Origin of the sequence: Bradyrhizobium liaoningense (assembly GCF_018130955.1) — a bacterium.
In the GTDB taxonomy this organism is placed as follows: Bacteria; Pseudomonadota; Alphaproteobacteria; order Rhizobiales; family Xanthobacteraceae; genus Bradyrhizobium; species Bradyrhizobium liaoningense_C.
This window is the reverse complement of record NZ_JAFCJM010000059.1, coordinates 1-12,333: the sequence shown is the minus strand read 5'-3', so window position 1 is coordinate 12,333 and position 12,333 is coordinate 1. Positions and strand designations below refer to the sequence as shown.

Annotated in this window: 6 protein-coding genes and 1 pseudogene; 5 read left to right on the top strand and 2 right to left on the bottom strand. The window is 57.9% G+C overall.

The features are described from left to right. Positions 1–621: 621 nt before the first annotated feature. Positions 622–2,655, bottom strand: a complete 2,034-nt coding sequence (locus JQ632_RS31455) for a hypothetical protein (RefSeq protein WP_249152675.1) — start codon at positions 2,653–2,655, stop codon at positions 622–624. Between the two features lie 40 nt (positions 2,656–2,695). Beyond that, a complete protein-coding gene (locus JQ632_RS31450) occupies positions 2,696–5,032 on the bottom strand; it encodes an AAA family ATPase (RefSeq protein WP_212406569.1) in 2,337 nt (778 codons plus the stop codon). Positions 5,033–5,386: 354 nt separating this feature from the next. Here JQ632_RS31450 and rfbC point away from each other — a divergent pair, with 354 nt between their 5' ends. From rfbC to JQ632_RS31425, 5 genes and pseudogenes are all read left to right on the top strand, one after another. Beyond that, the gene (gene rfbC / locus JQ632_RS31445) at positions 5,387–5,944 is read left to right on the top strand and encodes a dTDP-4-dehydrorhamnose 3,5-epimerase (protein WP_212406538.1); all 558 of its coding nucleotides are present in this window, start codon (positions 5,387–5,389) and stop codon (positions 5,942–5,944) included. 14 nt (positions 5,945–5,958) lie between these two features. Next, positions 5,959–6,081, top strand: a pseudogene (locus JQ632_RS40520) (NAD-dependent epimerase/dehydratase family protein); the annotation flags it as partial. Between the two features lie 160 nt (positions 6,082–6,241). After that, the gene (gene rfbD, locus JQ632_RS31435) at positions 6,242–7,231 is read left to right on the top strand and encodes a dTDP-4-dehydrorhamnose reductase (RefSeq protein ID WP_212406537.1); all 990 of its coding nucleotides are present in this window, start codon (positions 6,242–6,244) and stop codon (positions 7,229–7,231) included. Beyond that, the gene (gene rfbA, locus JQ632_RS31430) at positions 7,140–8,027 is read left to right on the top strand and encodes a glucose-1-phosphate thymidylyltransferase RfbA (protein WP_212406536.1); all 888 of its coding nucleotides are present in this window, start codon (positions 7,140–7,142) and stop codon (positions 8,025–8,027) included. Before rfbD ends, rfbA begins: the two co-directional genes overlap by 92 nt. Positions 8,028–8,424: 397 nt before the next feature. Continuing rightward, a partial coding sequence (locus tag JQ632_RS31425) for a DUF4082 domain-containing protein (RefSeq protein WP_249152673.1) occupies positions 8,425–12,333 on the top strand: 3,909 nt, incomplete at its 3' end.

The following is a 12,333-nucleotide window of genomic DNA, read 5'->3' as shown; positions in this document are numbered from 1 at the left end:
GAAAAGTCGTGAGCCGCGCTATTTAAACGCGGCGCGCTGCCCTTGTCGTCGGATCCGGCGGACCCTCGATCGCCGGTAGATTGAACGAAAGAACCTGGGAACTAGGCGCGCTGTCCCTGTTCTGGAGTTCTCTGCGGCGGTGGAAATTCTGTTCCCGGCTCCGGAACTCGGATTCCCGTGCAGGCACACAGCCCGGATCCACATCCAAAATGAGATTGTCGGCAAAAGTCTTTCAATCGGCCAATGCCGATTGATCAGCTGCACCAGGCCGAGACGTGGCGGTCACGACGGGTCGTCAAATCAGAAAACCGCCAAGAGGCGACCGCTGCATCAGCCAGGCTGATTGCGCGATGAGCACGAGGGCAATGAAGCCCAATCCAGGACACACCGATGCGTTGGCGAACGCATTTGAACGCGTTGGCGCGCTCACCTTGACTGTTCAGCACTTGCGGGTCTCGGTGATGGTGAATACGAGATCCTCGATCTCCACGGCTGGCGCTGAACTGCCAGTCGCTTTCCTCGAGGATACGAGCGCCCGGCCAGCTACAGCTGTTTAGATGTTTGGAGCTGAGACTCGAACGTCTCGGTGATTTCTCGCCATGCACTCTGGCCGGAGGATCTTTATCGGGAACCCTGTCGGGAATTTCGCGTGCGCATGTTGTCGAGGTACGTCGGATCCAGTTCCGAAATTAGGCCCTCGAGATAGATCTTCCCATCGGTTGAGGCTGCCCGGTGTGCGGCCACAAGCGCCGGCTTGACGGCAGGCCGATGCATAACGACGAGGCTGACGTCCCGCTTGATCAAGTCACGAAATTCAAGCTCCCTTACCACAGCATCTGTAGTGAGCGCGACGGATAGCCTTAACGGAAGCAGATCCAAATCATTCGGCGCAGTATAGTACGACATCTTGAGCATGGCTGCCGTGCTGGTCGGGGACGAATTGTGCTTCGACGCCGCCGCGAGCATGAGCCAAATGTCGCCGCGGAGCGGCGACGAGCGCAGTGCGCGGGCAAACGCATTCGAAGCCATTGGAAGAGCCGTCTTTTGCTCGTCCGCGGCCAGAGCCGAATCCCAGCTGGATCTTGATCCCCCTCGAGTCAATAAGTCTTCACGCGCTGCCGCAACCGAAACCGGTTTCGAGATCCCGTCCGGCCATGCTGCTGCGGTCGAAACGCCTGTCGACAAAGAAGATAGACGACCGAGATACCACTCAGGGAGGACCATCCATATTGCCTGCGTGATCAGCGCGATTCCGAGCACCATCAGGGCAATGCGGGGCCAGATGGTGACAAACGCTGAAGCGAACCTAGAACGAGAAGCCGGAGCTGGACCGGCCATCCACTCCGAAGCCTCTCTCGATTCCGAGACTATGGCGTCACGTCCCGCGCCGGGGACGCTTTGACCGAACGCCAGTCCAAAAAGCGCAGCGACCAAAAGCGATGCGCCCAAACCCAGAATTCCAGGGTCGGCAAAGGCCAGTATCGTCAGTGCAATCGAAGCGCCGGCGCCCAAGGCGGGGTAAACGTAATCGTAAGCTCGTGACAGAGAACGCCTGATCAGAATACAAGCGCCGAGCATCGCCACAACTACGAGACCGGCAAGGAAGGCCCGCCCCATGTCTATGACAATTGCAGCGGCCGCCGTTGGCCTTTCTCGCGGCGCGCCGATACCAATGTCCCGATAAATCGGCAAAAGGACCGTCGAAGCGCCCGCGCCGGATCCCGCCGGCCCGACGTCCTGTAGCATCCGTTCTGTCGCGATCTGGTTGCTCGTTGACAAGGCGATCGTCAGATCGGTGTTCGTCCTGAACGGAATGACCGTTGCGATGGCAATAAAAGATAACGTGGCGGTTGCGAGAACGCCAGCGGTACCCCACAAGCCCAAGAACCACCCGCGAATAGCGAACACCGAGAGTAGGATTCCTGATCCGAGGAGGGCGGCAACGACGGCGGTGGAGTTGGCCCGAATGAGCAGCGCGGCGATGCAAACAATCATTGAGAGGATTGCGGCGGACAGGGCAGGGAGCGGGCCTAAGGCAATTGTTCCAGGCCGACTGTGTCTCCGTAATTGATCGACCGCGCGTATTGCGGTCGCGCAGGAGAGCAAGACACCGAGCACTGCGACGGTCGTGCCATCGGGCCCGGTGCCAACAGTTGTTTCCTTGCCGAACCACACAGCTGTGGCAACCGTGGCTATCGACAGTAGAATATGCAGGACTTGCGCTGCGCGATATCGGTCGAGCGTGATGACCGCAGTGGTGAGAGCAACGGCGAGCACAGCGCAATACTGCGCGAGCGAGAGCATCGTCGCGCCGGTATCGACTGTGATTCTTTCGGCGAGGGGCTCGTTCAAGGCCGCCGATGCAGTTGCCCAGATGGAGTTGCCGAGTGTGCCCATAGGCATCGGCGCTACCTGTAACGCCATCCAGAGCGCCGGAGCCGCGAGCACGATGACGAGACCAGGCCGGAGCAGCTTGGCGAGGGAGGCGAATGATGGAAAGATCGCTACAACTAGCGCGGCCGTTGCAAATACGAAGGATGCCAATACCCAGCTTTGCAAGCTTTCCGGCATTACGAGCGCTGCGGTAATCGCCACTAACTCGGCTAACATGACGAGCCGGATAATCATGTAAACACCATCTTGTGGTGCGGCCATTCCGCCGGCCGGAGAACGGGGAGGCCGCTATGAAACAGCCTCAGGACCCAGAAAGACCATAACGAATGTAGTGGCTGTCATGATAGTAATAGCTCCGGTGCCCGTCATATCGAGCCATTGCCTTGGTATCCGTTTTGCTGAGAACAGCCCCAATCAGCGATTCGTGAATGTTGGGTGCCGTGTGCAGTGCGTGCTGCACGACATCTATTTTGGTCCGGCCCCATTCAACAACCAGAATGTAGCAGTCTATTAGAGACGAAGTGGCTCGGACATCAACCAACGGGGTCAGGGGAGGAAGGTCGACGATGACGTAGTCATAGTCAGCTCGCAAACTGTCGAACAACTTGCTTATCGCGTCGGCGCAAAGAATTTCGCTGGTGTGAAGCAGAGGTCCGCGCCGCACGGCGGGTAGAAATGCAAGATTGGTCGTCGGATCCCGCCAAATAGTCTCCGCGAGGGACCGGCTGCCGTTTGCAACTTCAATGAGTCCGCTGACTGCCCTGGGCGCAAAGATGGCGGATAGTGAGGGATTCCTCAGGTCGCAATCGACGATGATGGCTCTCTTGCCGGTGTGCCCGATCAATTGCGCGAGCGAAGCCGCAATCGTGGTCTTCCCCTCATTCGGCAGGGCCGAGGTAATGCCGATGACCTGGGAGGAGATCTTCGCCGGATTGTGGTCGATGGCTAGCTTGATGGAACGAATTGCCTCGGTATATCGAGATAGCGGCATCCCGACGACGGTCCGATGAATTGCGGTTGGAGACGAAACTATCCGTTGATGAACATCATCTTCGGTTTGCTGGGATCGAACTGGTGGCTTCGGAGATTTGCGGGCCGGTAACAATGGGACCAAAGATAGGCAAGGCAATTCCAACACAGTTTCCACTTGTGAAGAGGTGCGAAAGACGCGGTCCATGAGGTCTCTGAGGAGCGCCAAGCCGACGCCTAGCGCGAGACCGCCGAGGACGCCGAGCGCCAGTACCAACCTTGTCTTCGGCTTGCTCTTGCTCGCGGGCGGCGACGCGGGAAAGAGTACCCGCGTTTCTGAGACGGGAAATGTCTCCTGCTGTGCAGAGCCCATGTAACGCTGCAGGAAGGTTTCGTACAAGCTACGCAAGCCCTTGGCCCGGCTTTCCAACTCCCTGATAGTCAGCTCGGCCGAATTGACTGAACGGGACTGCGATACAGCCTTGGACAGCTGCTTTTCGATTTCTTCTTGGCGCTGTTTGGCGAGTTCGAATTCGCTTCGGCTGACTTCGGCAAGTCTCCTGACTTCGTCGAAAATGGAGACACGAAACTCCCGCGCGCGGTTCCGGACATTGACGACCGCCAAGTGGTCGCGACCGACCCTGGCCGCCAACTCGGCTTCACGTCTCGTGAGTTCTAGATACTGCTGGCGCAGCCCCGTAATGATTTGACTGTTCAGCGCGTCGGCGCCGACAGCATCCAGATTGGCCATCGAGGACGGCTTTGTCGGATCGGAGGCAAGGAGAGTTTCATAGCGAGCCAACTTGGCCGTGGCCTCAGAGGTCTGGGCGCGTGCCGCAGCCAATCGATTGTTCATTTCTGTGATCTGCTGCTCGTCGATGGACTTTCCATCCAAGGAAACAATATTGTTCTGGGTCTTGTAGACGTCGACGGCACGTTGCGCAGCGAGGGCTTGGTCACCGAGATCGCGCAGCCTCTCCTGCAGCCAGCTTGTCGCCCTGCGATTGGCGTCAAACTTTGCGTTGAGCTGGTCCGCTACATAGGTATTGGCAACCGCGTTGACGATCTCCGCGGCTCGGGCTGCGTTGCTCGAATTGAAGCTTATCTCAATGACGTTGCTGTACCCGACCCGCCCCGCTGAAAGCCGATTGAGAAATGCGTCTATGATAGTGTCCGATGGTTCGCCCTGAGTCTCGGGTGGCCCATCTTTCTTCGATCCAGCCGAAGCCCATGACCGAATTCGCGACCAGAGCGACTGTAGAGACAACCCTGACGCATTGAAGTCCGGATCGTTCGCCAGTTTCAACTGGTCGATTACCGCAACCGCGGTGGCCTTTGATCTCAGGAGCTGAAGCTGGGTCTCGATTTGATTGAGATCGAAGGCCGGCTCCGCGAGTAGTGATTGCTGCTGGACAAATTGGGGCCTGGGATTGGCCAACAGGATCTGAACTTGCGCCGTATAGGTTGGCGACACCAACCGGAGATAGAGCAGGCTGGCCGCAGTGACCACCGCAGCTGTGACAAGGATTACGAGATATTGCCGTCGTAGAAGCCCGATACCGAAATTGATGACGTCGCTGATTCCTCCGCCGTCTGCCTGGACGGGTTGAGGCAGTCCGTTCACCGGCAGCCGCAGTCTTTCGGTATGTTGAAGATTGTTCTGGAGCATCACGTACCTGTCCGACGGTGGGTCACGCTGAGGCCGCCCGCCCGCAGACCAGCGTTTAAGAAGGACATGCGGGGCGGCGAGAGATTATATACCTTATAAAAATCCGCTTGCCAAATTAAATAAATAGTCTATTAATTTGGATGGGAATGAAAATAGGGATTGAGCCCTTGTTTTGCTCTGATGTTTAAAAAAATATCTTATGTTTCAAGGTCATATCGCGAATCCGATATTCGCATCGAAAATAATGTTTCCGTTTGGAGGTGGGTCGGCTGGGCGGAGAAATTAATTTCATCGAGGATTATGGTCCGCCGCATGGAAGCCCGATCCAAATTGAGGGGCGGCAGGAGGTACCCAATGCTGGAGCTGCGATCCCTGGCGATCCCTGACGTCAAACTAATTCGAACAGATCGGTTTTCCGACGTCCGCGGCTACTTCTGTGAGACCTTCCAGCGATCGGCTTTTGCGGAGAAGGGAATCCTCCATGACTTCGTTCAGGATAATCAGTCCAGTTCGGATCGGATCGGCACGGTGCGCGGCTTGCATTTCCAGCGACCGCCCTTTGCCCAGGCGAAGCTCGTACGGGTGTTGAACGGGGCCATTCTCGATATTGCCGTTGATCTCCGGCGTTCATCGCCCAACTTCGGGAAGCACATCGCCATCCAGTTGGATAGTGAAAGCGGTGAGCAGGTGTTCATTCCGAAGGGGTTCGCGCATGGTTTCTGTACGCTGCAGCCCAAGACCGTCGTCTTGTACAAGGTCGACCAGGTCTATGCCCCGAGCCATGACGGCGGCGTCTATTGGGCTGATCCAGTACTAGCGATCAAGTGGCCCGTAACAACCGCGGAGGCCCAGGTGTCGCCAAAGGACCAGACCCTTCCTGTGCTCAGCCAGCTTGGTTGCGTTTTCCACTAGTGGAGACGAATAGAATGCGTGTCTTGGTGACCGGCGGAGCGGGCTTTATCGGTTCTGCGGTGTGTCGCCGTTTGGTGCTGCAGACTGGTGCTGCAGTAATCAACGTCGACAAGTTGACATACGCAGCCAACAAGGCACGTCGCGAACTTGGATGGGAACCGACGAGAACGTTCGAGCGGGGCTTGGCCGAAACCGTCGGATGGTATCTCAAAAGTCGTGCATGGTGGGAGCGTGCTCGCTGCGGTGTCTATGGCGGCTCGCGCCTCGGTCTCCTGGCTGCCCAACACTGAGGCGAAGATGACAGATCGACCCATCCTCATCGCCGGGCGGAATGGTCAGCTGGCAAGGTGTCTTCGTGATCTCGCTGCAATGCGCGGTCTGCCTGCGGTGGCTCTCGGGCGCCGAGAACTCGATCTGGAGAACCGCGAAGGGATCGACAAGCTCATCGCGTCAATCGCGCCGTCTGCAATCATCAATACGGCCGCTTATACGGCGGTCGATCAGGCCGAATCTGAAGCAGCGAAAGTGTTCAGCATCAACCGCGATGGCGCGGCGGCGCTGGCAGATGTCGCGTGGCAGATGAACGTTCCGCTCATCCATCTCTCGACCGACTATGTGTTCGACGGTGCGAAACCGGATGCGTATGACGAAAGTGACATTACCGCGCCGTTGAATGTCTACGGCGCGTCGAAGCTTGCCGGTGAAGCTGCTGTATTGGCCGCGCATCCGCTCGCGACCGTGATCCGATGCTCGTGGCTTTACAGCCCCTATGGCAGCAACTTCGTTCGAACGATGCTGCGGCTGTGCGAGACGCAGCCCATTGTACGGGTTGTTCGGGACCAACATGGAAATCCGACCTACGCATTCGATCTCGCGGAGGCCGTCCTTCGGATCGCAGAACGGTCGGTAACGGACGATCGCAGGGCTACGGCCGGCATCTTTCACCTCGCCGGTCAAGGCGAGACGAGCTGGCACGATTTTGCGCAGGAAATCTTCTATGAGCGTTCCCGTCGTGGAGCGCGCGTTCCGGCGCTCGAGGCGGTCACGACTGAAGAGTTTCCGACCGCCGCGCGTCGGCCTCGGAACTCGCGCCTGGACTCATCCAGGGCCGAACGCGTGTTCGGGATTCGATTGCCGCCTTGGCGCCACTCACTCGAAGCTTGTCTCGACCGGCTAGTCGGAGAAGGAGAAACCGATGCTGAAGGGAATCGTGCTGGCTGGCGGCAGCGGAACGCGCCTCTATCCGATCACGCGCGTGGTCAGCAAGCAGTTGCTCCCGGTCTATGACAAGCCGATGATCTATTATCCCCTGTCGACGCTGATGTTGGCAGGAGTCCGCGAGATTCTGATTATTACCACGCCTTCAGACCGGTCTCAGTTCGAACGGTTGTTGGGGGACGGCCGCCAATGGGGCATTCGGCTCAGCTACGCGGAACAAACCCATCCCGCCGGTCTCGCGGACGCCTTCATTGTCGGTGCCGATTTCATCGGAAGCGATCGTGTGGCGATGGTGCTTGGCGACAATATCTTCTTCGGCGAAGGCCTGAGCGAATTGCTTGCCAGGGCGGCAGGACGTGAGGAAGGCGCAACGGTCTTTGCTTATCATGTGCGGGACCCGGAACGATATGGCGTCGTCGCGTTTGATGAGGCGGACCGCCCGGTATCAATTGAGGAGAAACCCAGACGACCAGCTTCGAATTGGGCAATCACGGGGCTGTATTTCTTCGACAATCGCGTTGTCCGCTACGCTCGTCGCGTCGAGCCATCGTCGCGCGGAGAACTCGAGATTACCGATCTTCAGATGCGTTACCTTTCGGCTGGTGCGCTACACGTTGAGCGCATGGGGCGGGGATTTGCCTGGCTGGATACCGGCACGGTCGAGTCTCTCATCGATGCAGGGATGTTCGTGCAGACCCTGGAAAAGCGCCAGGGAATGAAGATTGCATGTCTCGAGGAGGTCGCCTTCAGACTCGGCTTCATCAATCGCGATCAGCTCCTCGCGCTGGCGCAACCGTTAGAGAAGAGCGGCTACGGCAATTATCTGAACGAAATCACTCGGCTGCCGCATTTCGCGTCGGGATAGCGCACTCAGCTATTTTAATTATCTTGACTATATGCACGTTGAATTGCCTGGCGATTTAAAATAGAATTAAAGTATATCGTTGAGTTATTTAATCGGTATGACCATGCTGGTTCAAAGGGCGAGCGTCTTTGGTCGGGGAGCCCGGGTCGTTTTCCCAGGGGAGGATATCCCCGCACTTTGGCGGGAATCAGCGTTCTGGAATGCATTCGAGGGCTCCGACCCGCCCGGCCTCTGGGGCCTGCCGTTTGACGATCCGCCAGCAGGCGAGTCACCCCGTCTGCCGCCTCTAGTTGGTGACTCCAATTTCTTCCTACCGTCGTCTCGGCATGGTTGGGGCAATCCGCCGGACCTGCGCGGGGTTGGACCCGCTCTCTTCTCCCGATCTTTCCAGCCCCGATTGTCCGCTCTGCTGTCCTCGACGTCTTTGGCGAGCCGCTATCATGGCTTGGTCCCGACGTTTCCATCTGTGGCAAGACAAGGGGCGCCGCCGGCATCATCATCTATTTCGCTCCCGGGCACCACCCACTGGGCCCATTCGAGCGACGGAGTCTGGAATGTCGCTACGAACTGGAGCGCCGGCGTTCCGGGAATCAGCGACTCGGCGGTCCTCGATGCAGCGGGAGCGTATGTCGTCACGAGCACGGCCAGTGTTGATATTGGGAGCCTGGTCCTTGATGCAGGCGCGACGCTTTCGTTCGGTGCGGGGGCGCCATTTATCGTCGAAGGCGATGTACTGAACAATGGCACTGTCGAAGTTGGGGCGTTCCTCGGCGATCGCATTGCTACAGGGGACTTTAAGGGCAACGTCAACGGCACAGGATCTTTCGAAATTTCGGACAAGGCGATCCTGGAGATCGGAGGTTCGGTTTCCGGCCAGTTCCTGAATGGATCGTTCTCCGGCATAACAGTGTCGTTCGACACGCAAGCTGGCACGCTCGTCCTCGATCAGTCGGCCAGTTTTCACGGGTTGATCGCAGGGTCGTCGGCCGGGGCAGCGCTTTCGCCTGGGAACCTCATCGACTTGAAAGATCTGCCCTTCACATCGTCGATGTCGGCGACTGTTCATTACGACAACAGCTCGAATATCAGCGTAGTCGATTTCAGCAATGGTGCGGCCAATGTCACCTTGCTGTTCTCGGGGATGGACTCGAATTGGAATTTCAAAAGCGATGGGCAGGGAGGCACTATCGTCTCCGATCCACCCACGAATCCCATCGTGCTGGAAAACCAGAAGCCAGGCACGCCGAAAAGTGTCTGGGAGATTCAACCAGGCGACAATTCGACTCTGACACAGGGGTTTACGACAGCAATCAGCACCAATGTCGGTGGGACGGTCCAATTCAAGATCAACAACCTGACCGGCAACCCGAACTATCGCGTCGATGTTTACCGGCTGGGTTATTACGGTGGCGATGGTGCCAGACTGGTTACGAGCCTGCAGCATCAGGCCGCAACTGCGGTCGTCCAACCCGCTCCATTGAGTAACCCGTCGACGGGCCTTGTAGATGCCGGCAACTGGAGCGTGACCGACTCCTGGAGCGTACCGACCGATGCGGTCTCGGGCGTCTACATTGCTAACGTCGTCAACGGCACCCAGATTTTCCAGATTCCATTCATTATCCGGAACGACGCTTCGCACAGCGACATCGTCCTGCAGACAAGTGATCAAGACTGGCAAGCCTACAACGGTTGGGGAGGGGCCAACCTATATTTGGGAAACGGCCCAGGCATCAACGGATCAGCCTACGCGGTCAGTTACAATCGCCCCCTCGTAACGCGTGACGGCACCGGAACCTTTGCCGAGGGGACGGACTCCGTGTTCCAGGCTGAGTTTGCAGCCATTCAATGGCTCGAGCAAAACGGGTACGATGTCTCTTACATTTCTGGAATCGATGCTGCGACAAACGGCTCGTTGTTGCTCAATCACAAAGTCTTCATGGACGCGGGGCATGACGAGTATTGGACCGAAGCTCAGCGCGCCAACGTAGAGGCCGCAGCACATGCTGGCGTGAACCTTGCGTTTCTCACAGGCAACGAGATCTTTTGGAAAACAAGGTTGGCACCCAGCATCGATGGCAGCGGATCAGCCAACCGCACACTCATTAGCTACAAGGATACGCACGCAAATGCGCTGATTGATCCAACAGGACAGGCGACCGGAAATTACTCTGACCCGCGGTTCGGTTCGCCTCTTCCCTCGAATGAGTTGACCGGCACATTGTTCGCGGTCAACGCATTTCGGTACGATACGATCACGATACCGTATTCAATGACCCAATTGCGCTTCTGGCGCAATACGGCCGTCGCGCAAACGTCACCGGGGCAGACCGCCTCGCTCGTACCTGGCCTGTTAGGCGTTGAATGGGACACCGCGCCGGACAACGGATTTCGCCCAGCCGGGTTGATCAGTGTCTCATCTTCAACAGTGCAGGTGAATGGACAGCTTCTCCTCGATTATGGCAACACGTTCGCAAATGGCACGGCGACCCACAATCTCGTGCTGCATCGGGATCCCGTTAGTGGCGCGTTGATATTCTCGGCCGGTTCAATCAACTGGCCGTGGGCGCTTGCTAGCGACCACGACGGACCTGCGACTCCGGTAGATCCCAATGTACAGCAGGCGATGGTTAACCTGTTTGCCGACATGGGGGTTCAGCCCGCGACGCTGCAAGCGAACTTGACGGCCGCGTCCCAGTCGACAGACGCTACGGCGCCGACCTCCGGTATCACCAATCTCTCGGCTGCCAGCGTTGTCGAGGGGCAATCGATCACAGTGACGGGGACGGCCACTGACGCTGGTGGAAAGATCGCCGGCGTCGAAGTCTCCACGAATGGGGGAACAACCTGGCATCCTGCCAACAGCAATGTCGGCGCGGCGAGCGTGACCTGGTCATACACGTTCGTCACAGGCCCACAGGGGACCTATAATCTCAAAACCAGGGCGGTCGATGACAGCCTGAACCTGGAAACACCCGGTGCGGGCGCTAGCTACACGGTCACACCATCTTCCAACCTGACTCTCTTCAGTAGTACCGATACGCCTGCGGTGATCTCCGACAGCGATACCGGCTCAGTTGAGCTTGGCGTCAGATTCGTCCCGGCCGTGTCGGGCAAGATCACCGGCATTCGTTTCTACAAGGGGCCTCAGAATACTGGCACCCACATCGGTGATCTCTGGACCGCAAACGGCACGCTGCTTGCGAGCGCCACCTTCACCAACGAAACCGCGAGCGGTTGGCAGCAGGTCAGTTTCGCCACACCTGTCAGTGTGAACGCTGGCGTGACGTATGTTGCTTCCTACCACGCGAACAGCGGCCACTATTCCTCGACCGACTTCTACTTCACCGGCTACGGGGGCATTACGAAGGGTGCGCTCACCGCGCTTGGTAACAGCCTCAACGGCGTCTATGCCTATGGCAGTGGCCCGACCTTCCCCGGCACCGTCGCCTCTACGGAAGCCCCGAACTACTGGGTAGACGTCGTTTTCGATGATACAGGCACGACGTCGCCACAAGCTAACGGCGACAGTGGCTTCACGGTTACCCAAAATGGTGTGCTGAATATTGCGGCATCGACGCTGCTCGCGAACGACACCAACCCATCCGGCTTGGCTTTCTCGCTTACCAGCGTTGGTAACTCGGTCAACGGAAGCGTAAGCTACAATTCGCAGAACCAGACCGTGACCTTTACTCCTGCCAATGGCTATGCCGGGGCGGCGAGTTTCACCTACACGATCACAGACACGAGCGGCCAAAGTGGTTCCGGCCAGGTGTCGCTTAACGTCAACTATCCGGTCTCTGCGCAGAGCCTGTTCGGCACCAACGATGCGCCAACCGTCCCCAATTCCGGCGATACCAGCCCCGTCGAAGTCGGAGTCAAGTTTACCGCATCCGTGAATGGGACAATAACCGGTCTGCGCTTCTACAAGGGATCGTTGAATACCGGTCCCCATGTTGCGGATCTCTGGAGTTCGACCGGAGCCCTGCTTGCGACTGCCACATTCACCAATGAGACGGCCAGCGGTTGGCAGCAGGTCAGCTTCTCCAACCCTGTGGCAATCACGGCAGGCACCACCTACGTCGCGTCCTATCATACCAACGGCAACTACTCCGGTACGCAAAACTATTTCACGACATCGCTTACCAACGGCCAGTTGACGGCTCCGGCTAGCGGCAATGGTGTCTATAGCTACGGATCCGGAGGCGTCTTCCCGACGAATACCTTCAAATCCTCCAACTACTGGGTCGACGTCGTCTTCAACGGCTCCTCCAATCCCAACAATACGCCACCAACCGCGGTTGCTGAC